At 41.1% G+C, this 25,652-nt stretch carries 26 protein-coding genes and 1 tRNA gene; 17 read left to right on the top strand and 10 right to left on the bottom strand.

All coding sequences use genetic code 11. The features are described from left to right. Position 1: 1 nt before the first annotated feature. The 3 genes from BMW86_RS08665 to BMW86_RS08655 form a co-directional block, all read right to left on the bottom strand. Complete coding sequence (locus tag BMW86_RS08665) at positions 2-1,078, bottom strand: HlyD family secretion protein (protein ID WP_089780907.1); 1,077 nt, start codon at positions 1,076-1,078, stop codon at positions 2-4. A gap of 225 nt (positions 1,079-1,303) precedes the next feature. Beyond that, entirely contained in the window at positions 1,304-1,585 is a 282-nt protein-coding gene (locus BMW86_RS08660) for a carbohydrate-binding protein (RefSeq protein ID WP_089780905.1), read from the bottom strand. A 143-nt stretch (positions 1,586-1,728) separates the two neighbouring features. Further along, positions 1,729-3,096 carry a hypothetical protein gene (locus BMW86_RS08655; RefSeq protein ID WP_089780903.1) on the bottom strand — a complete coding sequence of 456 codons (1,368 nt, stop codon included), beginning with the start codon at positions 3,094-3,096 and terminating at the stop codon, positions 1,729-1,731. An 85-nt stretch (positions 3,097-3,181) separates the two neighbouring features. Between BMW86_RS08655 and BMW86_RS08650 the strand changes: the two genes are divergently transcribed. The 3 genes from BMW86_RS08650 (at position 3,182) to BMW86_RS08640 (ending at position 6,131) form a co-directional block, all read left to right on the top strand. Beyond that, entirely contained in the window at positions 3,182-4,081 is a 900-nt protein-coding gene (locus BMW86_RS08650; RefSeq protein ID WP_089780901.1) for a helix-turn-helix domain-containing protein, read from the top strand. Positions 4,082-4,153: 72 nt separating this feature from the next. Continuing rightward, positions 4,154-4,885: an SDR family oxidoreductase gene (locus BMW86_RS08645; protein WP_089780899.1), complete on the top strand. Its 732-nt coding sequence runs from the start codon at positions 4,154-4,156 to the stop codon at positions 4,883-4,885. Between the two features lie 289 nt (positions 4,886-5,174). Next, positions 5,175-6,131, top strand: a complete 957-nt coding sequence (locus BMW86_RS08640; protein WP_177189199.1) for a C40 family peptidase — start codon at positions 5,175-5,177, stop codon at positions 6,129-6,131. 54 nt (positions 6,132-6,185) lie between these two features. Here the strand turns inward: BMW86_RS08640 and BMW86_RS08635 are convergent, their stop codons facing one another. Both BMW86_RS08635 and BMW86_RS08630 read right to left on the bottom strand, forming a co-directional pair. After that, the gene (locus BMW86_RS08635; protein WP_143056526.1) at positions 6,186-6,968 is read right to left on the bottom strand and encodes an MBL fold metallo-hydrolase; all 783 of its coding nucleotides are present in this window, start codon (positions 6,966-6,968) and stop codon (positions 6,186-6,188) included. Positions 6,969-6,991: 23 nt separating this feature from the next. After that, positions 6,992-7,432 carry a carboxymuconolactone decarboxylase family protein gene (locus BMW86_RS08630; RefSeq protein WP_089780893.1) on the bottom strand — a complete coding sequence of 147 codons (441 nt, stop codon included), beginning with the start codon at positions 7,430-7,432 and terminating at the stop codon, positions 6,992-6,994. 81 nt (positions 7,433-7,513) lie between these two features. On the opposite strand from BMW86_RS08630, the gene BMW86_RS08625 reads away from it, so the two are divergent. Then, positions 7,514-8,992 carry a MocR-like pyridoxine biosynthesis transcription factor PdxR gene (locus BMW86_RS08625; RefSeq protein ID WP_089780891.1) on the top strand — a complete coding sequence of 493 codons (1,479 nt, stop codon included), beginning with the start codon at positions 7,514-7,516 and terminating at the stop codon, positions 8,990-8,992. Between the two features lie 294 nt (positions 8,993-9,286). On the opposite strand, the gene BMW86_RS08620 is transcribed toward BMW86_RS08625, so the two are convergent. After that, positions 9,287-10,183 carry a helix-turn-helix domain-containing protein gene (locus BMW86_RS08620; protein ID WP_089780889.1) on the bottom strand — a complete coding sequence of 299 codons (897 nt, stop codon included), beginning with the start codon at positions 10,181-10,183 and terminating at the stop codon, positions 9,287-9,289. A gap of 155 nt (positions 10,184-10,338) precedes the next feature. On the opposite strand from BMW86_RS08620, the gene BMW86_RS08615 reads away from it, so the two are divergent. From BMW86_RS08615 to BMW86_RS08555, 11 genes are all read left to right on the top strand, one after another. Beyond that, complete coding sequence (locus tag BMW86_RS08615) at positions 10,339-11,190, top strand: aldo/keto reductase (RefSeq protein WP_089780887.1); 852 nt, start codon at positions 10,339-10,341, stop codon at positions 11,188-11,190. A 116-nt stretch (positions 11,191-11,306) separates the two neighbouring features. After that, positions 11,307-11,807, top strand: coding sequence for a nuclear transport factor 2 family protein (locus BMW86_RS08610; RefSeq protein WP_089780885.1), 501 nt, complete (start codon positions 11,307-11,309; stop codon positions 11,805-11,807). Between the two features lie 13 nt (positions 11,808-11,820). After that, the gene (locus tag BMW86_RS08605) at positions 11,821-12,954 is read left to right on the top strand and encodes an aldo/keto reductase (RefSeq protein WP_089780882.1); all 1,134 of its coding nucleotides are present in this window, start codon (positions 11,821-11,823) and stop codon (positions 12,952-12,954) included. Between the two features lie 4 nt (positions 12,955-12,958). Further along, positions 12,959-13,762: an SMP-30/gluconolactonase/LRE family protein gene (locus BMW86_RS08600; protein WP_089780881.1), complete on the top strand. Its 804-nt coding sequence runs from the start codon at positions 12,959-12,961 to the stop codon at positions 13,760-13,762. A 227-nt stretch (positions 13,763-13,989) separates the two neighbouring features. After that, positions 13,990-14,199 carry a type II toxin-antitoxin system Y4mF family antitoxin gene (locus BMW86_RS08595; protein ID WP_089780879.1) on the top strand — a complete coding sequence of 70 codons (210 nt, stop codon included), beginning with the start codon at positions 13,990-13,992 and terminating at the stop codon, positions 14,197-14,199. After that, a complete protein-coding gene (locus tag BMW86_RS08590) occupies positions 14,192-14,521 on the top strand; it encodes a HipA N-terminal domain-containing protein (RefSeq protein ID WP_089780877.1) in 330 nt (109 codons plus the stop codon). Before BMW86_RS08595 ends, BMW86_RS08590 begins: the two co-directional genes overlap by 8 nt. Further along, positions 14,508-15,446 (top strand): HipA domain-containing protein, encoded by a 939-nt coding sequence (locus BMW86_RS08585; protein ID WP_255372877.1) that lies wholly within the window; start codon positions 14,508-14,510, stop codon positions 15,444-15,446. The genes BMW86_RS08590 and BMW86_RS08585 overlap by 14 nt, the downstream gene beginning before the upstream one ends. A gap of 63 nt (positions 15,447-15,509) precedes the next feature. Continuing rightward, positions 15,510-16,040, top strand: a complete 531-nt coding sequence (locus BMW86_RS08580) for a hypothetical protein (RefSeq protein WP_089780875.1) — start codon at positions 15,510-15,512, stop codon at positions 16,038-16,040. A gap of 292 nt (positions 16,041-16,332) precedes the next feature. Then, complete coding sequence (locus BMW86_RS08575) at positions 16,333-17,424, top strand: FG-GAP repeat domain-containing protein (protein ID WP_089780874.1); 1,092 nt, start codon at positions 16,333-16,335, stop codon at positions 17,422-17,424. Positions 17,425-18,739: 1,315 nt separating this feature from the next. After that, positions 18,740-19,081, top strand: coding sequence for a type II toxin-antitoxin system RelE/ParE family toxin (locus BMW86_RS08560; protein WP_089780866.1), 342 nt, complete (start codon positions 18,740-18,742; stop codon positions 19,079-19,081). 2 nt (positions 19,082-19,083) lie between these two features. Then, complete coding sequence (locus BMW86_RS08555; RefSeq protein ID WP_218149130.1) at positions 19,084-20,007, top strand: HigA family addiction module antitoxin; 924 nt, start codon at positions 19,084-19,086, stop codon at positions 20,005-20,007. A 321-nt stretch (positions 20,008-20,328) separates the two neighbouring features. Here the strand turns inward: BMW86_RS08555 and BMW86_RS08550 are convergent. The 3 genes from BMW86_RS08550 to BMW86_RS08540 all read right to left on the bottom strand — a co-directional run bounded on the left by BMW86_RS08550 (position 20,329) and on the right by BMW86_RS08540 (position 22,321). Continuing rightward, positions 20,329-20,413: transfer RNA gene (locus tag BMW86_RS08550), tRNA-Ser, on the bottom strand. Between the two features lie 57 nt (positions 20,414-20,470). Next, the gene (locus BMW86_RS08545) at positions 20,471-21,508 is read right to left on the bottom strand and encodes an asparaginase (protein WP_089780864.1); all 1,038 of its coding nucleotides are present in this window, start codon (positions 21,506-21,508) and stop codon (positions 20,471-20,473) included. A gap of 42 nt (positions 21,509-21,550) precedes the next feature. Then, complete coding sequence (locus BMW86_RS08540; RefSeq protein WP_089780862.1) at positions 21,551-22,321, bottom strand: TatD family hydrolase; 771 nt, start codon at positions 22,319-22,321, stop codon at positions 21,551-21,553. Between the two features lie 121 nt (positions 22,322-22,442). Here BMW86_RS08540 and BMW86_RS08535 point away from each other — a divergent pair, with 121 nt between their 5' ends. After that, positions 22,443-23,324, top strand: coding sequence for a hypothetical protein (locus BMW86_RS08535; protein ID WP_089780860.1), 882 nt, complete (start codon positions 22,443-22,445; stop codon positions 23,322-23,324). A gap of 118 nt (positions 23,325-23,442) precedes the next feature. Here BMW86_RS08535 and BMW86_RS08530 read toward each other — a convergent pair whose 3' ends face one another. Beyond that, positions 23,443-24,069, bottom strand: a complete 627-nt coding sequence (locus BMW86_RS08530; protein ID WP_089780858.1) for a polysaccharide deacetylase family protein — start codon at positions 24,067-24,069, stop codon at positions 23,443-23,445. A 33-nt stretch (positions 24,070-24,102) separates the two neighbouring features. Here BMW86_RS08530 and gltX point away from each other — a divergent pair, with 33 nt between their 5' ends. Continuing rightward, a complete protein-coding gene (gene gltX, locus BMW86_RS08525) occupies positions 24,103-25,635 on the top strand; it encodes a glutamate--tRNA ligase (RefSeq protein ID WP_089783604.1) in 1,533 nt (510 codons plus the stop codon). Positions 25,636-25,652 lie beyond the last annotated feature (17 nt).

Genomic DNA, 25,652 nt, shown 5'->3' with positions numbered 1-25,652 from the left:
GTTATTGGACTTTAATCTTTAAAAAAGCGCTCAGGCCGGGATATAAGGCAGTTGGCTGTTCCCCGTCAATGCTGATGCGTATAGGAAAGCGCTGGGTGATTTTGATGAAATTCCCGGTGGAATTATCCGGAGGTAATAAGGAGAATCTTGCACCGGTAGCGCCGAGGTATGATTCTACTTTACCGGTTAGTTTTAACTCAGGGAAAGCATCTAATTTAATCTGGACAGCCTGATTGGGTTTGATCCTGTCCAGCTGTGTCTCTTTCAGATTAGCGGAGATCCATAAATGATGATTGTCTATGATAGCGCATAGTGTCTGACCGGCAGAGATGTATTGTCCCTGTGATACGGAACGTTTTGTAACGATACCATCGAAGGGAACAGTAACATAGGCATGGCTAAAGTCTTCTTCAGCCAGCGCCAGTTCAGCCATCTTTTGTTTTACGATGGCCTGTGCAACGGAGATTTGTCCTTTTACTGCTTTGGCGCTGGTTTCCTGTCCCAGTGAATTAGAATAAGAAGAAGCCTGTTTGTTCACCGCCTGTGTATAATTTGCCTGTGCAACCTGTACGGCAGCCGTAGCAGTTTCAAACTGTTCCTGTGTAGCAGCTTTAATTTTAAGCAAGTTATTGGTGCGGTCCAGCTCCTGTCTGGCTTTATCAAGGTTTGCTCTGGTAGCTAAAATATCCTGTTGTCCTGATTGTGCATTCTGTAATGAAGACTGTGCATTCTGGAAGCTGGCGATGGCGCGGATATCGGAAACGCTTAGATCTGCTTTTGCATTTTCCAGTGCAGCCTGTGCCTGTTCCAGTTTGGCTTTTAGCGCTACGGTATTGAATATGATAAGGGTATCTCCTTTTTTCACCTGCTGGTTATCCCGGAAACGTATTTCATTCAGGTAAGCGGTTACGCTGGAGCGCACAGGTATGATGTTTCCATCTACCTGAGCATTGTCTGTAGTTTCATATGCTTTGCTGCTTATCCAGTAATAACTTCCTGTACCTGCTATGATGATCACGATGAGGACAAGGATGATCAGCATCTTAGGATTTTTCTTCTTAGGTTCCTGTTGTTCCATTTTATTAAATCATTTAAGTTTTATACCGACTATTTGGTATCTTATAGAGATATATAATACCGACCATTTGGTCTGTAAAGGTAGCTGCTTTATTCAATTCTCCAAAAATATGTGAGGGGATGATAATTTGTATTTGAGGATCAGTTGGTTGTGGGAGTGGGGTTGAGGTAGGATAGGGTATTAATAAAGAAGCTCACAATTTCCTGTGAGCTTCCTTTTAGAACATTAGTAATACAGCCCTTCGTAGATCCAGGGGCCATCAGGATATAGCCCGAATCCTCTTGGTGTATCACCCTGCGTCCAGTGTGCGGCTCTGAATACCTTATTATCGTATGTCACGTAATCTCCAAGCACATAGGATTGAGAAGAAACCCAGTTAGCAAGAATAATAGAACTGTTCGCGGAAAGATTTTTAACTGAGGAATTTTCTGCTCTGGAATAGGTACTTGTATTAAGCAGGCAAAATACAATACATAATAATGGCATTACATTGAGGGTCCTTTTCATAACGGGGGGTTAATTTGGTGAACTAATGGGGACAAATTTATAGGTAATCACTGCAATATCAATGCAGTATGAAAAATGAAGATGATCCGCTGAAAATCAATTATGATATAAAATATGGATGTATGATAGTCAGATTATCAGTTTTATGTAAGTTCTGCCCAAATCTCTCTGAAATCCTCATCCCCTAAGACCTGCCCCATATCGTATTCATAATACTCAGTGGAGAACACCTTTTTGCATTCTTTTAAGATCTCCATGCATTTATCTTTATCACCTGTTTTCAGGGCAATTTTGGCCAGTAAGGTATAAGGTTGGTTATAGTAGTTACTTCCAAGCTCTTTTGCAATCAGGGATTTCTCTGTAGCCTCTTCCAGTATTTCCGGGGCATCAAAGTTATAGACTAATCTTGCGTATTCTATCAGATATTCCCCCCAGTAAAGGTTTAAGGTAAAATCCTTTTCGTGTTCGTATACTTTTGAGAAGAGGATCCTGCCTTCTTCAAATAGCTCTATCACCTTTTCCCTGTTTTGCTGACTGTGGTAAATGACAGCCATTGCTTTCAATACATTGGTAGCATATACGGGGAAAGTCCAGGTAGCCGGTTTAAGTGTTTGTCCTTTTGTGAAGTACGTAAGGGCGATGTTATAATAAGGTAATTTTCCTTTCTTCATTCTTTTGGCGGCCTTCTCAAATGCAAATCCCAATTGATTCAGGAGCCATTCATTATCCGTCTGGTAATCAGTAATAGATTCTAATAATTCAATGGATATATCATTTAATTCGGCTGCATATTCAGGAGAGATCTCATATTGCTGATATTCCAGAACTCTTACCAGTGCATCTGACCAGCTCAGAAAAGTGATAGGTTCTTCTTTGGTAAAACGGGTGAGTGCTAAGGTGAATTTATTGAGAAACCGGGAATGCCAGTAGTGGTTTTTGCTGAATGGAAAATTCAGGATACGGAAACATCCGTGGATAAAAGAGGAGGTAACGGTCTCTGAGTATATTGTAAAAGCGAGTTCAAATAATTCGAGGATCTTCAGGAATTCATCATCTGCAAACTCTTGTGTAATCAGCATCTTGTCCAGCAAGGCGTTGGCCAGTGATGCATTAAGCAGGATGTTCTCATTATTTTTCAGTGCGTCTGAATATTCATCAATTGCTTTTTGAATGTTCAGCAGTTTGTCTGTTTCTTCCCCTTTCAGCTCAGAAAGGAATTCATAACATTGAGCTCTTTGTTTGGGATGTGTATTCTCAGGATCAATTTTTTCGGCCAGTGTAAGAATCTCAAAAAGCTCCTGAACAATCCCCTCCTGATGTTCTTCTTTTATCTTACCACAAATCAGATCATAATACCATAGAGAGTAGATATTGGCGTAGGCTTCTAATAGTTCTGTTTGATATAATTCCAGCTCTTCTGCACTCAGACTATTCACCAATGCTTCTATTCCGGCGACATCTTCCTTGTCTGTCAGCTTCTCAAGGGTTTCATTAAACTCTTTCTGTTCCATAATGTTGGCGTAGGCATCTTTTGGAATTTGAAGTTACAACTTTCGTCCTGAGTATTTTAATATTTGAATTGCATAACTTTGGCAAATGAGGAAAACAGAAACAGTGAGAGATTATCTGGAGCGTCTTGGGAAGGATTATTCTGATGCAGGGCAGTTTAATGTATATAAGGTGGATAGGCATTATAAGGGTGTTTCTTCTCCACCCTGTAGGCGTGACTTTTATAAGATCTGCCTGATTCTCAACACGGAAGGGGTGATTTCATATGCAGATAAAGTGATCCATGTGAAGGATAATGCCATCTTTTTTGGTAATCCAATGATTCCTTATGCCTGGGAGGGATTGTCTGAAAGGCAGGAGGGTTACTTTTGTATGTTTACAGAGGAGTTTGTTAATAAGCAACTGAACGCGGATAGTCTTTCTGAGTCTCCTTTATTCCGGATTAATGGCAATGCTGTATTGTTCCCGGAACAGCAATCAATGGATTTTCTGATAGGCATCTTTGAGCAGATGCTGAAGGAACTGGCATCTCCCTATAAAAACAAATATGAATTACTGCGCAGTTATGTACAGATCCTTATGCATGAAGCGTTAAAGATTGAACCACCTGAGATTGCTCATACGGTATCATCATCTAACCGTATTTCAGATTTATTTCTTGAGTTGCTGGGAAGGCAATTCCCTGTTACATCCCCTCAGCATGTTATCCAGTTGAAGAATGCCGGCGAATTTGCGCATCAGTTATCTATACATACGAACCATCTGAACAGGTCTTTAAAAGAAGTGACTGGTAAAACAACTTCTGAACATATTACAGAGAGGATGATTAAAGAGGCGAAGACTTTACTGCTTCACAGTAACTGGGATATAGCAGAAATAGGCTATTGCCTGGGTTTTGAGCATCCTTCCAACTTCAATATCTTTTTTAAGAAACAAACTGGTCAAACCCCTAATCATTTCCGCCGGCAAATTGTTGTCAGATCATAAGTATTGATTTGATTCGCATAATTTTAGCGCTTACTCCTCTGGCTAACTTTGTATTATAAAACATATAATACAATGGAAAATATTAAAGACAAGGTCGTTGTTATTACCGGTGCCAGCAGTGGCATGGGGTCAGCTACTGCCCGTAAGCTGGCTCTTTTGGGTGCTAAAGTTGTGTTGGCAGCGCGTAGGGAAGATCAGTTAAAGGCAATGGTAGCGGAGTTGGGCGAGAACTCCATGTATGTAAAAACAGATGTTACTAAACGCGCAGACCTGGATAACCTGATTCATCAGGCAATAGAGCGGTTTGGGCATGTGGATGTGTTATGGAATAATGCGGGTATTATGCCAATCTCTTTCTTTGATGAAGGGCTTGTGGAAGAGTGGGACCGGATGATTGATGTTAATATTAAAGGGGTGTTATATGGTATTAATGCCGTGCTGCCTCATATGCAGGGAAGAGGACAGGGGCATATTCTTACCACGTCTTCCGTGGCTGGTTTAAAGACTTTGCCGAGCACTGGTGTGTATAGCGGGACCAAGTTCGCTGTACGGGCTATTATGGAGGCTTTACGGGAAGAAGTAGCACAGACGATAAAAGTAACCACTATCTATCCCGGTGCTACACATTCTGAATTAGGACATGATATTACGAGTCCGAAGGTGAGGGCGCTGTATGGTAACCTGGAGAATTTTGTCAGAATGGATGAAGAAGCGATAGCGAATGCGGTGATCTATGCGATCAGTCAGCCAGGGAATACTAATGTGAATGAGCTGGTATTGAGACCTCTTGGACAAACGAGATAGTATATCTTATATATTTTAAAAACGTAAAGCCTGCTCCAAGAGCAGGCTTTACGTTTTTAGCAGATCAAAAAAATACAAACTTGTTGGTATTTTTTGAAAATGAGCTTAGTCCTACCTTGAAAGAGATTCTGTTTATTTATACCCCAACTCAACATGTAGCGCTCAATTATTGTTTGTACTACACAACTTATTATAATTATGGCCAGACCAGATGAATCCAAATGGCTCAAATTCCAGTTAAAGAGTGGAAAAATTCCATCATAATTTATTAACCTCAAAAATGTTTTTTATGTCTCGTGAATCAATTCTCATTACAGCAGCAGCTGAAAATGGTACAAAAGAATCTCCCAGGGAATCAAACAAAACAAAATATGGTAAATGGTATGGTCTTGATGGTGTAAAATGGTGTGCCATTTTTGTAAGTTTTGTGTATGATCATGCGGGTAATCCATTGGAACAAATCGATAGCGTACATGGTTATCAGGCTTGTCAGTCCGGTTACAACTTCTGGAAAAGAAAGGGTAGGTTAACAAAAGATCCTCAGCCTGCAGACATAGTTTTATATGACTGGGATGGTGATGGTGTCTGCGATCATACGGGTATTTTTGTAAGATGGGTAGATGCAGGAAAAACGAAATTTGAAGCATGGGAAGGTAATACAACTCAGGGTAATGATAGTGATGGTGGAGAAGTGATGTTACGGACACGAAACAGATCTTCAGTACGCGGTTTTGCTTCTCCTCTTGCCCTTGAAAACGCGTCTCCTCTCAATAGTAATGATATCCTGGAACGGGGAGATTCTGGTACTGATGTAGTGGTTTTGCAAAAAATGCTGTTCGATCTGCATTTCAAAATTACTGTAGATGGTGATTTCGGTCCTGAAACAGAAAATGTGGTAAGGCAGTTTCAACAGAAACATCATTTAGCAATCACAGGAAAAGTAACGACGGAATTATTAGGTGTTATTCAGGAAGAAGTGAATCAGCCGCGTATTGCAGACCCGAAATTTACTACTGGTTCATACCTTCGTAATGGGGATGCAGGCAGTGCTGTATTAGCTGTCCAGAAAGCGCTTAATAAAAAAGGAGCTAATCCTAAACTGGAAGAAAATGGAGTATTCCAGAGTGCTACTCTTGCGGCTGTAAAGGAATTTCAACACAAAAAAGGGCTTGAAGTAGATGGTATTGTAGGCCCGCTGACATTCACAGCATTGGGCATTAATAATACTGTAGCAATGGTTGTATAAAGGAATCTGAAAAGGGAATAAGCATCATATTGATGTTTGTTCCCTTTTTTGTTATCAACCATAAGTATTTATATACCGCTGCATTGAACTCGTAAATACCTGCATCGCATTTCCTTCGAGATCCTGATTTTTAAAAGCCCCGTACATGGTGTCGAAGCTTAATCCTGCCGTTCTTTTGTAGAAGTCGGAGAACTCAGATTTTGAAAGTAATATCTGATTGGGGTAGCTGTACATGACTGCTGTGTGGCGTTTGCTGGGGGAGATGTAAATACTGTCTCCGCATAAAATAGTTCCCTGTGCGGATAAAAAAGGAACTTTTAAGACACAGCTTCCGGGGAAGTGTCCTCCGGTGTGGATGATGCTGATGCCATCCCATAGATGTAAGTTTTCGTTATTCCATAGATGGATAGATGCTGTAAAGTATTCAATGAATGGCTTATCATTTTCGTGGATATAAATGGGGCAGTTGAATGCTGCTGCCCATTCATTCATGGTACTATAATAGTGAGGATGAGAGAAAGCTATTGCCTTCAATCCCCCTATGGAATTTATGAACGCTATTGTTTTGTCGTTCAGCAGCGGTACACAATCCCATAGAATGTTACCACTTGCAGACTGTACTAAAAGGGCTCTATTGGATAATGCGAAGCCGGGATCCATTTGTAAACTATATAACTTGTCGCAGACCTGGGTAATAGTCATCTCGTGTCTATCTCTGAGTTCATCAAAAGAAATCCAGGATTGCCCGTTTACGTTAATGTATTGGCGATCGTCATTGCAAATGTTACAACGTTCGGGTGTTTGAGGATACTGGGTCCCGCAGGTAGTGCAAATCATACTTAAGGTCATTTTAAGATTAATTATTCACCGGCTACCATGTGCATGGAAATGGCTATTCTGTTCCAGTTGTTAATGGTGATGGTAACGAAGATCACTTGTGCTAACTTTTGCTCTCCAAGGAGCTGTAATGCGTTTTCATAAGTGTTATCTGAAACGCCATGCTGACTAATATTAGTCACTTCTTCTGCCAGTTTTAAAATAGCCCGTTCTTCATCGTTGAAGAAAGGTGTTTCCCACCAGGCAGCCAGTGCAAAAAGCCGCTGAGGTGTTTCTCCGAGTTGTAAAGCGTCATTGCTATGGTAATCGATGCAATAACCGCACCCATTGATCTGGGAAACTCTTATCCTGATGAGTTCCTGTAGTTTTCTGTCCAGCTGGAATTCCGGTAAATAGTTGTCAGCAACGGCCATTGCTTTATAAATGGCTGGCTCTGCCTGATTGATGTTCATTCTTGTTTTCATGTGTACGTGTTTTCAAGACCAAAAGTATGATACCTTTGGACTATGTTAGTAGTCCTGATCAACTAAATAAGGTAGTCCAGCATGTCACCCATTGAAAATTTGTTAGTTATAGATAAGCAGCTTGCGGTATCCGTTTATTTACAGGTAGCCAATGGCATTATTGCTTATATCCGGCAGGGTCATTTAAAGCCCGGAGAGGCATTGCCGGCAAGCCGTGTGCTTGCCAAAGCATTACAGGTGCACCGGAAAACTATTATTGCTGCGTATGATGAATTGTATGCGCAAAGCTGGGTGGAAGTATATCCCAGAAAGGGGATTTTTGTGGCTAATAACTTACCGGAAGTTACAGCCCAACCTCTTTCTGCAAGTGAAAACAGGCTGGCGGCCAAGACAAATTTTGTGGTAGATAACAGGATTACTGAGGCTGATCAGTTTGTAAAAATGCCTGGTAGAAACCTGGTGTTTAATGATGGATTTCCGGATACGCGTATTGCTCCGGTGGATTTACTGGTAAGGGAATACCGGCGGTTTGCCAGCTACCGTTTTACGCATAAATACCTGATGTATGGCCCGGAGCAGGGCTCTGAGGCTTTGCGAAATGAACTGTCACGTTTCCTTGCTGAAACGCGTGGTATAAGGGCTTCTCCTGATGATATCCTGATCACCAAAGGTGTTCAGATGGCTATTTATCTGACCAGTCAGGTACTGATTACCAAAAATGATATTGTGATTGTCGCAGACCCCGGATATTCCGGTGCCAACAAAGTATTTGAACATGCGGGTGCTAAGCTGCAACTGGTATCTGTAGATGATCAGGGGATCAATCTGGATGAAATAGAAAAGATCTGTAAACGGAAAAAGGTAAGGTTGGTATATGTGATCCCTCATCATCATACTCCTACAACTGTTACGCTTAGTTCTGAGCGTCGGATGCGCTTACTGGAACTGGCACACAAGTATGGCTTTGCTATTATTGAAGATGATTATGACTACGATTTCCATTATTCCAGCAGTCCTATATTACCGCTGGCAAGTGCTGATTATTATGGAAGTGTTGTTTATATCGGCTCCTTTTGTAAGACCATTGCACCTGGTATCCGGATTGGGTTTATGGTAGCCCCTGAAAACTTTCTTATACAAGCTACCAGGCTCCGGAAATTAATTGATCGTCAGGGTGAGCAATTATTGGAAGAGGCGTTAGCCAATTTATTAAAGAACGGAGATATAGGACGTCATCTCAAAAAAGCGAATAAGTTGTATCATGAGAGACGTGATATCCTTTGTAATCTCTTACAGCAACACTTAAGCGAGTATATCTCTTTCCGTATTCCGGACGGTGGATTTGCTGTATGGATACAATACATCGATATACTTGATCCTGTTAAAGTGGCTAAAAGAGCGGCTGAATTAGGATTGGTAATTAGTGACGGAACAGATTATTATTATGATAAAAACTATAAGAACAATGCTATACGACTGGGTTTTGCATCGTTGAATACAACAGAATTACAGGAAGCTGTTGATATTTTGAAAAGAGCGATATCAGATGTCTTAGGTTAAATACAAATTAGGAGTGTCTTAGGGGAGTCATATAGGCTAAGCAGGAGTTCAACAGGTGGTTAACAGGGGTTAGTTGGGTATAAACCTGTCTAACTCCTGTTAACCTGCTGCCTGAATGCAGTTTAAGGGCTGCTTAGCAGCTATTTTATTAATTACTGGCCATTCTAAACTTTTAAGGAACTATCAGACAAAGAAAAAGGGACAAATTATCTTTTGATGATTTGTCCCTTTTAAGCGGAAAGGAAGGGATTCGATTGTTAAAGCAGTCAACGCAAATCTTGAATACGAAAAAGTTTAATTAAGTGAGCGATATTCCAGCGGCGACTTCCCTACCTTTTGTTTGAATAGCCTGGCAAAATGTTGCGGATATTTAAAACCAAGATCATATGCGATCTGACTGACCGTCTTGTCTGTATCAAAAATCCTCTCTTTAGCAATATCGATTAGTTTTGACTGGATATATTCAGAAGCGGTTTTTCCGGTTTCCTTTTTTACCAAGTCACCAAAATAATTAGCTGAAAGATGAAGTTCTTCAGCGAAATAGGCTACCGACGGCAGACCAATGGTTTGCGGTTTGTCAGTTTCAAAGTAATTGTTGAGTATCTCCTCAAATTTTTCGAGCATCCCGAGATTTACATGGTCGCGGGTGATAAACTGCCTTTCGTAGAAACGCACGCAATATTCCAGCAGAAGTTCGATATTGGCCACGATTAGCCGCTTGCTGTGTTTATCGATGGACTGCTCCAGTTCATCATCAATCTTGTTCAAACAGTCCAATATTGTATTGCGCTCTTTTTCGGATAAATGCAGCGCTTCATTTGACTGATAGCCGAAAAAGCTATAGTCCGCAATACGTTTGCCCAAAGAGGTACCGTGAATCAGATCTGCGTGGAAAACCAGACCGTGACCTTTAGGTTGATAGAATTCACCATTACTGTTTACACCTGCTACCTGTCCGGGTGCCATAAATACGAGTGTGCCTTCCTGATAATCGTAGGTATGCCTGCCATACATCATATCCCCGCATTTCACATCTTTCAAAAAGATCGTATAAAAGCCGAAATACATTTTATGGCCCTGGCGCGGAGCTGCCTTTGTGAAATCCACCACGCTCACCAGCGGGTGTTTGGTTGCATTGTTGTTAAAGGCGTTGTAGTCGCTGATTGTGTTGAACCGAAGCATCTTCTCCATATGCTAAATTTTCTGTCAATCAAATTTAGCACTTTATCCTTCAGAAGCTTATGGCTACAAACTGTATCAGTAAAAATGGTACAACATTCCGGAATCTGTATCCTATTTTTTGAAGCATAAGGTATGACCTTTGTGCTGTAGAATAAAAAAGGCAAATGGAAAAAGTAAAATTAAATAATGGCGTTGAGATGCCGATTCTGGGTTTTGGTGTATTCCAGGTTACAGATCTGGCTGAATGTGAGAGAAGCGTGATCGATGCGATTGAAACCGGTTACCGGCTGATCGATACGGCACAATCCTATATGAATGAGGAGGCGGTTGGTAAAGCTATTAAACAAAGTGGGATTGCCCGCGAAGAACTGTTTATTACTACCAAATTGTGGATACAAGCAAATGGGTATGAAGGAACAAAAAAAGCTTTCGAGAACTCATTGAAGAAGCTCCAACTCGATTATCTCGACTTATACCTCATCCACCAGCCTTTTGGGGATGTTTACGGTGAATGGCGGGCGATGCAGGAACTTTATAAGGAGGGAAAGGTTCGTGCTATTGGTGTCAGCAACTTTCACCCCGACAGGTTGATCGATCTCATCATCAATAACGAGGTAGTACCTGCTGTTAACCAGGTGGAAATTCATCCTTTTCATCAGCAACATGATGCACAGCAATTCATGAAGGAAAACAATGTGCAGATCGAATCATGGGGGCCTTTCGCTGAAGGCAAGAATGACATTTTTAAAAATGAACTACTGAAAGGTATTGGGGAAAAGTATAACAAGTCCATCGCCCAGGTAGTCATACGTTGGCTTGCTCAAAGAGGTGTTGTGGCTATTCCTAAGTCGGTAAAAAAAGAACGCATGGCCGAAAACCTCAACAGCCTTGACTTTAAACTAACTACAGAGGAGATGGAGGAGATCAAAACGCTGGATAGCAATACCAGCAGCTTCTTTGATCATCGTGATCCAAAGATGGTTAAATGGCTGGGTGAGCGTAAGCTGAACAACTAAAATTAAAACATGGGAAAAAGACAATTAAGAAAAAGTTGTCTGCAAGTGTCTGCGCCGGGTTTTGGTTATATGGGACTAAGCTTTGGTTATTAATTATAAACCTTAAATGTACGAGCATGAGAAAAATACTTATAGCCATTGTTTTGTTGGTCTTCGGCATCCCGTTGTGCCGTGCCCAGGCGAATTTACCAAACAGTGAAACAACACCAACCAAACAGGAACAGGAAATCCTCGACCTTTCCAGGAACAAATGGACATGGATGGCCGACAAAAACGTCGATACGCTGAAAAGCCTGTTTACTGATAAATGCGTTTTCGTTCACATGGGAGGTAGCTGGGGTAAAACTCAGGAGCTGAATACCATTAAGGGCGGTATGATCTGGTACAAGAAAGCTGCAGTGTATGGGGCCTCGGTAAATATCTTTGGTAATACCGCCATCCTGTTAAACGATATCGATTTGCTGGCAGTGGTAGGTGGCAATGAAGTAGTACATTCTTTTATGGTGACAGAGGTTTACGTTAAAGAAGAAGGTAAATGGAAAATGGGTTCTCTTACCTTCTCGCAATTGCTCAGGCCAGTTAAAATGACCAATAACAATACTAACCAGCAACACTAATAAAATCGATAGAATGAACCGTCGCAACCTTTTAAAAACAGGCTTAACATTAGCCGGCAGTTCGCTGCTGGTATCAAACAGCAGTGCTAGAAACCTGGTGACTGGTATGTCGGGCGAAACAACAAGCCCAGCACCCGGACGTCGTAAGCTTGGAGGCAAACTTGAAGTTTCAGGTATCGGTCTTGGTGTACAGAATATGCCCCGTACCTATCAGACAACAATACCATCACGCCCGGAAATGATCAATATTATCCGGAAAGCCTACGACCGGGGTGTTAGCCTGTTTGATACGGCGGAGGCTTACGGCCCGTTTGAAAGCGAACGGATATTGGGCGATGCTGTCTCATCTTTCCGTGATAAGATTGTGATCGAGACAAAGTATGGCTGGAACATTGATCAGGCTACAGGACAGCGGTTGCCCGGTTTGAACAGTAAGCCTGATCATATTAAACTCGTTGTTGAAGCCATGCTGAAACGACTTCGTACCGACCGCATCGACCTTTTATACCAGCACCGGGTAGACCCGACTGTGCCTATCGAAGATGTTGTAGGTGCGATCAAGGACCTGATTCATGAAGGTAAAGTACTGCATTATGGACTTTCGGAACCTGGCCCGCAAACAGTAAGACGCGCGCATGCCATTCACCCCGTTACAGCTATTCAGAATGAATATTCACTTTTATGGCGCGGGCCTGAAGAGACAATTATCCCGCTGTGCGAAGAACTGGGCATTGGCTTTGTCTGCTGGAGCCCGCTTGGTGTAGGTTTTTTAACCGGGGCAATTGACGCTAATACACGGTTTGCTCCGGGTGATATTCGCGGTATTGAGGAACGTTTTTCACCCGAAAACCTGCCCAATAACCTGGCATTGGTCAGATTGCTAAAGACCTGGGCTGACCGGAAACAAGCTACTCCCGGTCAGGTATCACTAGCCTGGCTACTGGCACAAAAGCCGTGGATCGTTCCTATACCAGGAACTACCCAGATGGCACACATGCTGGAAAACAGCGCAGCTGGGGATGTAAAGTTCACTGCTGACGAATGGAAACTTTTTAACCAGGAATTAGAGGGCATTTCGATAAAGGGCTTACGGTTACCGCAGGCTGTTTTAAACTTCTCTAATGTAGAAGCACCGATAAAGCAGTAATGATATGAAAGAGCTATTACTATCCATTGTCTTGTTGTCTATCGGTCTGCCAATGATGGCGCAACCCCGTTTAGAAAAATTATGGGAATCTGATTCGCTCACATTGAAAGGACCTGAATCGGCTCTATTTGACGCAAAGTCCAGGTCGCTTTATATTTCAAGTATGAATTCCGGTAGTGTTGTACAATTGGACCTTTCCGGAAAGATCATTAAAAGTGAATTGTTAAGTGGTCTCAAATCCAACAAGGGATCGGCCATTTACAACGGATTATTTTACACCGCTGAAACATCAGCCATAGCTGTTATTGATTTTACTAAAGGATCAATCATTAAACGCATACCGATTGAAGGCGCAGTGATGTTAAATGATCTGGCAATAGATTCAAAAGGAATAGTGTATGTAAGCGATACGCGTACAGGTAAAGTCTACCGGATAGAAGATGATAAACCTCTGCTATATCTCGAAGGTATACCGGGGGCAAATGGGTTGTTGACAGTTGGTGATGATTTGTACGTGGTAGGTTCAGCGATCTTCGAAAGAGTAAATGCCAATAAGGAAATTACAAAAATTGCAGATGGCTTTGAAAACGGTCTTGACGGTATAGTGATGATAGCTAAAGACGAGTTCATTCTAAGTAATTACACGGGTATTTTATATTACGTGAAGGCTGATGGGACAAAGCAGGTTCTATTAGATACACGTGCCAATCGAATAATGGCCAATGATATCAGTTACGATGGGAAAACTAAAACACTGTATGTTCCATCATTCAGTACCAATCGCATCATCGCTTATAAGGTAAATTAAATTTAGCTGGTCAACCTAACTATCATGAATAAACTAAAAGTAGCCGGATTATCCGGCTACTTTTTTCATTACGGAATACTTCAGCAAGGAGGTAAGGAGGGGGAAGAGGTGCCATTTTTTTCCTGATTATACCCTTTGGGGTATAATCACAATATTTACAGTCATTTTATACCCTAAAAGGTATAAAATGAAATAATTCCGTATTTTTATACCCTAAAAGGTATAAAATGACCCTTTTGTCAAAAACTATTAAGGCTAAGCGAAAAGAGAACGGCTTGACGCAGGAGGGGCTTTCTTTGAAGTCAGGCCTGGGATTACGCCTTATCCGGGAAATTGAGCAGGGCAAAACATCCATGCGTATGGACAAGGTCAATCAGTTGCTGACCTTATTTGGAATGGAACTCATACCAGCGCCTAAATCAAGGAATCATGAGTAAAACAGGAAAAGTATATTATGGTAGCGTACTTGCCGGTTTCATTATAGAATCCGATGCAGGTTATCAATTTGTCTACCATAAAGATTACTTAGCTGATGAATCTGCAAAACCCATAAGTCTGACTATGCCATTAAGAAAGGAAGCATTCCATAGTTTCACGCTGTTTGCCTTTTTTGATGGATTAATTCCTGAAGGCTGGCTATTAAATATAGCCAAAGATCACTGGAAAGTTAAAGGTAATGATCGCTTTGAATTATTATTACTTACCTGCCAGGATGCCATTGGTGCGGTAAGTGTAGTACCTGAAAATGAAACTGAATAATATGCCCAATTGTTTATTCTGCTATAAGGATGCTGGAAATGAGGAATACCATACCAGGTGTTCAAAACGATTCTTTGATACTGAAATAATGCCTGAGCTGAAGATGGATAGACAACTATTAAAAGACCTGGCAGAAAAGACGATTAGCCAGCATATAGCAATAACAGGAGTTCAGCCTAAGTTGTCTATTATGCTGGAGAAAAATAAGGGGAATGGGAGACTTACAATCGTAGGATTATGGGGAGAATACATATTGAAGCCTCAGCATGAAGAATTTACCGCTATGCCGGAAACTGAAGACCTTACAATGCACCTGGCAGAAATATTTGGCATTGCTGTTTGTGATCATACACTGCTCAGGGCTACCGACGGAAGCCTTGTTTACATTGCCAGGCGTTTTGATAGGATAAATGGAAAAAAGATTCACGTTGAAGACTTCTGTCAACTATCTGAGTTCCCAACAGAGAATAAGTACAAAGGATCTTATGAAAAAGCTGGTAAATTAATTCTGACATATTGTACAAATTCCGGACTTGATGTGCTAAAATATTTTGAGCTACTCCTTTTCTGTTATCTAACTGGAAATAATGATATGCACCTTAAAAACTTCTCCCTGTTGCATCTTGAAAATAGGATTGCATTGAGCCCTGCTTACGATCTATTGAATGTAAACCTTGTATTTCCAAAAGATCAGGAAGAATTGGCGTTATTGCTTAGCGGGAAAAAGAAGAATATTAAACTAAGAGATTTTGAGGCTCTTGGTATTCTGTTAAATATTCCGGAAAAAGTAAGATCTAATGTTTACCAGAAGTTTAAGTCTTACAATACAGAAGTACTTAAACTGATAAATGCTTCCTTTTTAAATGCTAAAGCAAAAGAAGATTATTGGGAGATATGGAATAAAAAGCAGAGAATATTTGGATAAGGGTAACGCAGATTCAGAGACTGAAAAATTTTGAAATAATCATTTGTTATACAAACTCGTACAATGGATTTCTCTTTTTCATACACTATCCCGAATGATCTGAATTTGGATCCAATATTAATTTCCGGCCCCGATTCTTTTAATCTTAACCAGGAAGAATATTTAATAATTGTGAATGGCGGCAATATATCTGTATTTAAAATAAAATATACTTTTCATTGTAGCCCATTTAAACAAGCACAGATAACAGGTAATTTTCTCATAGTAGGACATGAAAATTATTTTTACGTGTTTGACTTATTGAACAGAATGAATGTACTTAGAATGGAAATGGGAGGATATTTTGGGCATCTTTATGTTGAAAATAATCTTTGCTATGTTGCCGATGCCAATGGCCTTTATTGTATTGAATTAAAAGGGAAGATTTTATGGGAAAACAGTAATCTTGGGATTGATGGCGTAATCATAAATAGGTTTGATGAAGATAATATTTATGGAGAAGGAGAATGGGATCCCCCAGGTGGTTGGCGCCCCTTTACCTTAGAAAAAAAGACAGGCAGGTTGTTAATTACTTCTAAACAAAAAGGGGAATAATCAGGCATAATCATTCTTAATTATTCCCATTTAAATCTGCAGCCCCAGGTATCCCTCTAAAAACGAAAAAGGGGCCTATCATATTCATTAACTATTAGTAATCATTTCTTTATTTCATATACACATTCTAAACCACATCCTGATAAATTTAAGATTATTCAAAACGATGTTATACCACGGAAAAAACTTTGTATTTCTATTTTTCCTATTTTTAGGCCGTTAATCTGAATACACATATCTAACATTATCCTATAACCCAAATTCCCAACTTAAACACTTCCAATTCCCAAACATGAAAACATTCAATTGTTTAACATTGCTCTGTTTATCAGCAGTACTATTCAGCTGTAAAAAAGAAGCAGATTCCCGCATTAAAAACAATGGCATAGCCTCTACTGTAGGTACGTTGGCTGCATCTATGCCTAAAACTTACAAACAGACATCCAACTTTACGGTCAGCAACAACCTGGGGTTTTACGCCGGCGACTTTAACGGAGATGGTCACACAGACGTTTTTCAGCCATATAATAATAATGGGCTGCTTGGAATCTATGTACACAACCTGGCCAGCCCCGGTCAGCCTACTTCTATTTGCAACCAAACAACTAACCTTGACGACGCTGGTGCCGTTTCTATAGGTTTCGTAGCCGGCGACTATGACGGAGACGGTAGAGCAGACCTTATCCAATGCTGGAATGCCAATAACAACATGGCTTTAAATGTCCTCAGATCTACTGGTACAGGCTTCGTAAAAACCTGGGAAGCCGTTATGCCGACAACAGCTAATTCCGCAGGCTTATTTCCAGTTGATATAAATCGTGATGGTAAAACAGACATCGCACAGATATTGGGCGATAATAACAATCTTAGAATAATTGTTTATCGTTCTACAGGCACCGGTTATGAACTATTCTCTGACTTCACGCAAGTAAACAATGGTATTAGCGCAGTAGGTTTCTTCGTTACTGATTTTGAGAATGATGGTATATCAGAGATCGTACAATGCTGGAACGATGGCGGTAGACTTGGCTACATTATCCATCATTTTGAAAGTGGACATTACATAGAATATTTTAGAGGGCGGACTACGCAAGGTGCCGGCAATACAGGCTTAATTCCCGTTAGAGGCAACATTTCTAATGCCCCACAATTTGTACAGGCATGGAATGATAACGGCTCAACAAGCTTTTTCATTTATACATCTGTTTGGAGCCCCAACACCCCTTCCGGTTATGATTACAGTCTTCCCATAGGTTTTACTTCAGGTGAAGGGGCAGGTAATCTTGCCTGGCTTTCTGTGAAACACGCAGGAGAGACTGGCGCACTTCAGGTATGGAACGATAATGGTCGAACTGCGTTTATCATATACACTCCCAGGGAATAAAAATATATCTTCAGAAAAAAGAAAGCGTCTCAAAAATAGCTTTCGAGCTCCGTTAAAAATCTCCTGAATGACAAGTATTCTGGGGACTTGTAACGGAGCTCGTATTTTCAATATGTGTTTCTACAAACAGGATAGCTTACAAGTTTATTACCATTGAGTAACGAGTATCAATAACTGGCTTAATGAGTGCTTTATCAACTGCACGTACAAGATTTTCTAATGCCATGCAACTACCTGTACCGATACCGTGAACAGTGACATCTTTCAGCATTAGGGGCATTGCAGGAGCAACATACAATAGATTTTCTTATCTATTATATCGGTCCTGTAAAGGATACAATTAGCATCAGTAAAAGATATAGCAGACGATATACACCTATTCCCCGCTGGCAGGAAGGAGTGATTCCATGTTGGATTTACTCAGATAAAAATTTACAAATACAAGTAGATACTACGTTTGAAGTAAATTGTCCGACAGAGTATTATTCTGAAGATGGAAAAATAAATTTCGATTCAACCCGGAATTATCATTCTTCCATTTTTACCATTAAGAATATCTCCGATTCCGTTGTATTATTGGGGAGTAGTTTTTCTGTATATTTTCTGCATCGCGAATTGAAAACCGGCAGGGACAATGGATACAAATAGGAAGAAATTTAGATGAAGAAAGCGGCTGCGGAACGGGACAGCCAACAATTCTTATAAGGCTGGGTGAAATAATATTATCTAAAGTAAAGCACTATCAGGGTACGTTTAAAACCGATTGCAGACTTGTGTTTGGACGTAATAATAAGAACCTTGTGTATTCCAATGTATTCAGTGAGTTTGTTGAGGAGAAGATATTCTCTTTTACCGATACTGAGGATTGATGATGCTTTCCAGTTCTTACTTACTTTATATGTAATAGTTTCGACTTGATCCATCGTTCACTTGATGGACAGTCAAGGAGCAGGTAACAAAAAAGCCTCCAAATCTTTCAATTTGAAGGCTTTAAAGCTTGGGGGTTGCGGGGACAAGTTTTGATCCGGTTTATTCAGAATCTATTTGATATTCAGATGTTTATCGATTCATTTCTATCAGGAATAGTAGAAAATGTTTTATTTTAGTTAACAAATAGGTTAACCACAAAAGACATTTTCATGATTATAAAAAACGCTATTAATATAGAAACGCTTGTTTCTGGTTTAAGAAGACCAACCAATATTCCGTAAATAAAGTGCATATAAATAGGTCAATACGACCGAAGGATAGTTGCCTCACTTGTTCAATTATTTAACTTACACTTTCTATTAACTAAAATTAAATTATCTTTGTAGTGGATATTACTTTTAGGGATAAAAAATTAGAAGAACTGGCTAATAATGACCGGAAGCGTCTAAAAGAGTTTGGTAAGCTCCGGGCAGAGAAAATCAAAGCCAGGCTGGCACAATTAAGGTCTGCAACCAATCTTGAAGAAGTAAGGTACCTGCCCGGGAATTTCCATGAACTTACCAACAACCGGAAAGGACAATGGGCCTGCGATCTCGACCAACCGTACAGATTGGTGTTTACACCTCACGAGAAGCCTATTCCCACTAATGAACATGGTCAATATGTTTGGATGGAGATTACAGGAATAGAAGTTAAAGAAATAGTTAACTATCATAAAGAAAAATAATAATGGTCAGGCAAAATCAATACTATCCACAATCAGTTCCTCATCCAGGGGAGACCTTAAAGGAGAAACTGGAAGAAATGATTATGGGACCAAAAGAATTCGCCCTTCGTACAGGGAAGCCTGAAAAAACTATAATTGCCATAATCAAAGGAGATAGTTCCATTACCCCTGATATGGCAGTCCAATTTGAGAGTGCTACTAGGATCCCCGCTAATTTTTGGATGAACCACCAGAGAAACTATGATGAATTTATTGCAAGAGAAAAAAGGAAAGCAGTTATTCAGGAAGCGGTGGAATGGGCAAAGCAATTTCCTTTGGCAGAAATGATAAAAAAAGGCTGGTTACCATCTGTAAATACTATTCAGGAAAAAACAATGGAGATGCTTGCTTTCTTTGGCTTCTCTAATCACACAGCCTGGGAAGACTATTATTTTAATCAGCAACTTAAAGTAGCTTTCCGGATTTCTCTTGCACAAACCAGCGAACCGTATGCTATATCTGCATGGCTTCGTAAAGGCGAATTACAAGCAATGGAGTTAGAAGCAAAGGACTATTCAGAAAAGAAGTTTAAAGAAGCATTACCAAAGTTGAAATCAATTAGGGGCAAATTTGATGTTTTTAGTCAATTACAAAATATTTGCCTGGAAGCTGGTGTGAAAATAGTGCATACTCCCCTTATCAATAAAGCTCCCATAAGTGGTTCAACACGATGGCTAAACGATACTCCTTTGATTCAATTATCAGGGGAGTATAACGATAGTAAGAACTTTTTGTTTACTTTCTTTCACGAAGCAGGGCATATTCTCTTACATGGGAAAAAAGATATTTTTTTAGAGAAGGTAGAGTACTCCGATAAAGATCTCATCAAAGAAAAGGAAGCTGATGAATTTGCCACAAAATGGACGTTATCAGAGATGAAGAAGTGAAAATATTAGCAGCCGCCTATTTCAGTGAAGACGATATAAGAAGTTTTGTAAAGCAATTCAATATTCTTCCGGCAACTATATTTGGCCGGCTGAAACATAAAAACCAGATTCCTTGCTCATTAGGCTGATAATATTTTGAACCCATAATATTTGGAGTCACTACTGAGGAGCGAGATCGACTGAATTAGTTTTGTTCAGACTAACTAATATTTATGCTTGATTTTTATCATCCCTTAGAGAAGGAGAAATCCTTACAGTTAGTAAATTAAATCTCAAATTAATAAAGCCTTCAAATCTTTCGACTTGAAGGCTTTATGTTTGCGGAAAGGAAGGGATTCGAACCCTTGATACCTTGCGGTATACACGCTTTCCAGGCGAGCCAGATCAACCACTCCTGCACCTTTCCGGTTGTTGATTTTAATACGGGATTGCAAAAGTAACCTTTCCGGTCATATTTCCCAAATTATTCCCAATCGTGATTTATAGGGGTCAGTTCACCGCGAAGAGAGGTTTCAATCATGCTTCTTGTTGCTTCGGCGTCGAGTCCCTGGCCTAATACGAACATCAGTTTGGTGACTGCCGCTTCGAAAGTCATGTCATGACCACTGATAACTCCAATCTGCTGGAGAGGCTGACTGGTTTCATATTTGCCAAGTTCTACGGAGCCTCCATCACATTGTGTGATGTCTACTACCAGCACACCCTTGTCAATGACCTTCTTCAGGCTTTCAATGAACCAGGGTTGTGTATTCGTATTACCACTGCCAAATGCTTCGAGGACTACACCACGTAGTCCGGGAACGCTAAGGATAGCTTCCACCGCTTTGCGGGTAATACCAGGGAACATCTTCAGGACGGTGACGTTGTCATCCAGCTGTTTGTGGACTTTCAACGGTTTGTCAGGAGCCGGGAGTACGAACTGGGTTTTGTATTTGATGTCTATGCCCGCTTCCGCCAGAGGAGGGTAATTCATGGAGTAGAAGGCTTCGAACTTTTCAGCGTTATATTTCTTGGAACGGTTGCCACGGAAGAGTGCAAAGTCGAAATAAATGCAGACCTCAGGAACTACCACCTGGCCATTGTGCCGGGTAGAAGCGATTTCCATTGCAGTGATAATGTTCTCTTTAGCGTCTGTACGGATCTTACCGATGGGCAGCTGGGAACCGGTAAGAATGACGGGCTTTGACAGGTTCTCCAGCATGAAGGACAAGGCAGAGGCCGTGAATGACATGGTATCTGAACCATGCAGGATAACGAACCCATCGTACCGGTCGTACCGGTCTTCGATGATGGACGCCAGTTCCACCCATATCTCAGGTTGCATGTCTGAAGAGTCTATAGGCGGATTGAAGGCATATACGTAAAAGTCAATGCCCATGCGGTATAGCTCAGGCAGATTGTTACGTATTTCGTTGAAACCGATGGGGCGTAAAGCCTTGGTCTTTTCGTCGTAGATCATCCCTACTGTGCCCCCTGTGTAGATAATAAGGATCTTACTCATTGCTGCTGTTCCAAATTGGCTGCAAATGTACCGCCTTAATGGTTAGTTAGTTTTAAATAATTTCAGCGCATTACTTGTCGTAATCGCAGCTATCTCTCCTATTGTTAGATTTTTTACATCTGCAATCCTTTCACCTATCAATGGAATGTATGCACTTTCGTTTCGTTTACCCCGATATGGTACCGGCGCCAGATAGGGTGCATCCGTTTCAAGGATAACATATTGTAAGTCTATATGTTCTAATAATTTATCCAGTCCGGCCTTCTTAAATGTCACCACTCCGCCTATGCCCAGGTAGAAACCAAGGTCGATTACCTCTTTGGCTTGCTCCAAAGTGCCTGAAAAACAGTGGAATACACCGGATAAACGCCCATCCTGCAAGGCTTTCACTTCGTCTATGCACTCCCGGGTGCTTTCCCGGGCATGAATAGAGACCGGTAATTTATATTGCCGGGAGAGGTCCAGCTGTTCGCGGAAAGCCTTGTATTGCTGTTCGGTATAGGTAGTATCATGGTAAAAATCGAGGCCAATTTCCCCGATAGCCTTAAAAGGACGTTTTTCCAGCCATTCACGTACAATATTGAGCTCCTGGTTTACATTTTCGTTCACATAACAGGGGTGTACACCCATCATGGGGTGGCAAACTCCGGGGAACTGAGCCTCCAGAGCCAGCATACCGGTAATGGTGCTGCTGTCTATATTAGGTAATAATAACTGGTATACGCCGGCTGCCAGTGCGCGTTCCACCATTTCTGTCCTGTCTTTCGCAAATTCCTCCTCATACAGGTGTGCATGCGTATCAATCCATTGCATATTTAAATATTAAATTTTTTTATAGGATTAGTAAATATATTATATTTGTATAATTTTAATATTATTGTCAGCTCCGTACAAAAGTACGGCCGGAAAACCTCTTTTAAAACTATACTATTCTATGAGAAGCTACTTTTGCTTTAACCGTATCCTTGCGGGTGTTATCGCCCTGCTGCTAATGGCCACCATTTTTTTTGCGTGTACAAAGACTTCAAGTGATGCAGCTCCTTCTAATGCTAATGATAATTTATCCATAGCCGCTGCTGCCGATCAGGCATCTGTAAGTGGAATATATGACGATCTGTTCAGCATTGCTGCAGAGATCAGTGAAAGTGAAGGCTTAAGCGAAACCGGCCGTAAATCCGGTAAAGTTGATCTGACCGATAAACTGGGTCAGTGTTATACTGCTGAAACCGATGACGTTACGCTCGATCATTGGCCTAAAACAGTAACTGTAAGCTTTGGTACCGGTTGTGCTGATGCTTCCGGTCGTACCCGTGCAGGTGTTGTTAAATTTATCTTTACCGGTTACTTCCGTTATCCAGGTGCTACAATTACTGTTCAACCAGTAACTTATACCGTGAATGGTGTCAGTGTTAGTGGCACAAAAGTGATTACCAACGTAGGTACCAACGATGCTTATAAATATACCACACAGGTTAAAAATGGTTCGATCAAACTGGATACAGTTGTGATAACCTATGGTAGTAATATCACTATTACTCAAACAGCAGGTGCAGGTACTACAGATGTTGCTGATGATATCTATACCTTCTCTGGTTCTGATACCCTTACTTACCCAAGTGGTAATGTTGCTATCACAGCTGTAAGTGATTCATCTGCACTGGAAAGAAAGTTTGATTGTGCGTGGATTGGTAAAGGAAAGGCGGTATTAACGCTGAAATCTGTTCAGGCTACCATCGATTATGGTAACGGAGTATGTGATGACTCTGCTACTATCAGCATCGGAGATAAAGTTAAAACCATAGGATTACCTAAATAAGGTAATCTGATAAAATAACTACCCAGGTTCAAATCACCAGAAAGCGCGAATGCCAGTACGGAGTTTGGAACCTGGGTTTTCTATTTCTGATAGGTTCTAGTTAAGTTCTAATTAAGTTCTAATAAGGAATAGCTTCCATTGCCAGCTTTTGTTTACTGAAATATTCCAGTACCCGCGGCAAACAATATTCTAAACGGTCCCATGCCTTCGTGCTGTCGTGAAACACTATAATAGACCCCGCCTTCGCTTTAAATACCACATTCTGTACACATTCCTCTCCGTTTATACTGGTATCAAAGTCAGCGCTTAAAACATCCCACATAATGATCTGTGCCTGGGGGATGAGTTTCTTTATCTGTTTTATCTGAAAGGGAGTAATTCTTCCATATGGAGGTCTGAAGAGGGGAGAAGTGATATACTTACGGGCTTCCATCACATTTTCCATGTATTTATCGGTACTGGTCTTCCAGCCATTCAGGTGATTATGGGTATGGTTACCGGTAGTATGTCCTTCTTCCAGGATCTGCTGGTAAACATTCGGGTATTCTATCACGTTTTTACCTATGCAAAAGAAAGTGCCTTTCGCATTATATTTTTTAAGCTGTTCCAGTATAAAAGGAGTGGCAGTAGGGTGTGGTCCATCATCAAATGTGAGGTACACCGATGGTTTTGCCGGGGAGAAATTCCAGGTACAGCTCTTATATATTGTTTTAAGAAGAGCAGGTGTTTTAGTAAGATAGAACATGGAATGAAGTTACAATATTTTACCTTTGCGCTTATGCAACAACAGAAAGTTCGGGTACGCTTTGCGCCCAGTCCAACCGGCGGACTGCACCTGGGTGGTGTACGCACGGTCTTATTCAATTATTTATTTGCAAAGCAGCATGATGGCGAATTCGTGCTGCGTATAGAGGATACCGATCAGTCCCGCTATGTGCCGGGTGCTGAAGAGTATATTATCGAGTGCCTGCGCTGGTGCGGTTTGAATGCAGACGAAGGTCCGCATGTAGGTGGCCCGTTTGCCCCTTACAGACAGAGTGAGAGAAAAGCAACGTACCGTCAGTTTGCTGAACAGCTGGTAAAGAGCGGTTACGCTTACTACGCTTTCGATACTACGGAAGAGCTGGACGAGATGCGTGCTAAACTGAAAACAGCAGAGAATCCTTCTCCGCAATATAACCATGCTGCGCGTTTACAAATGCGTAACTCTGTCAGTCTTTCTGCAGAAGAAACGGCTGCATTGCTGGAAAAAGGTACCCCTCATGTGATCCGTATAAAAATGCCGGCCAATGAGGAAGTAGGTTTTACCGATCTGATACGTGGTCATGTACAGTTTAATACAGATACTGTTGATGATAAGGTATTGCTGAAAGCAGATGGTATGCCTACCTATCACCTGGCAGTAGTAGTGGATGATTACCAGATGAAGATCACACATGCTTTCCGCGGGGAAGAATGGTTGCCTTCTGCACCGGTACATCTGCTGCTGTGGAAATACCTGGGATGGGAGTCCGACATGCCGAAATGGGCGCATCTGCCGTTGATCCTGAAGCCTGATGGTCATGGTAAACTGAGTAAACGTGATGGCGATCGTTTAGGCTTCCCGGTATATGCAATGAACTGGACAGATCCTAAGACAGAGGAAATCACTAAAGGATTCAGAGAGATCGGATTCCTGCCGGAAGCATTCCTGAACATGCTGGTAATGCTGGGATGGAATGATGGTACTGGCAAGGAGATTTTCTCCATGACTGAAATGATTGAACGTTTCTCTTTAGAGCGTGTACATAAATCAGGTGCTAAGTTCGATTTCGAAAAAGCGAAGTGGTTCAATCATGAATACATTGTAGCGACCGATAATGATAAACTGGCGGAATTATTCCTGCCTGTGCTGAAAGAAAAAGGGGAGAATGCCAGCCTGGAATATATTTCCAAAATAGCTGGAATGATCAAGGAACGTTGTCATTTTGTAAATGAGCTATGGGACCATGGATTCTTCTTTTTCCAGCGCCCTGAGACATATGATGTAGCAGCAGTAAAACCTAAATGGAGTGCTGAGAAAACACAGTTCTTCATGGACTGGGCATCTGTGCTGGAAACAATGTCTGATTTTTCTTTAGTGACGATAGAAGAGAGTTTCAAGCAATTGGCTACTTCTATGAATATTAAAGTAGGAGAGTTGCAGTTACCTTTCCGTATTATGTTGTGTGGTGGAAAGTTTGGACCTACGGTATTTAATATCGCAAAGACGCTGGGAAAACATGAGACGATAGAAAGAATAGTAAAAGGGTTAGATGCGATTAATGCATAAATGAAAAAGTCCGGCAA

Source organism: Chitinophaga sp. YR573 (assembly GCF_900110995.1).
Taxonomy (GTDB): domain Bacteria; phylum Bacteroidota; class Bacteroidia; order Chitinophagales; family Chitinophagaceae; genus Chitinophaga.
The sequence above is the reverse complement of the archived record's forward strand: the minus strand, read 5'-3'. Positions and strand labels throughout refer to the sequence as shown.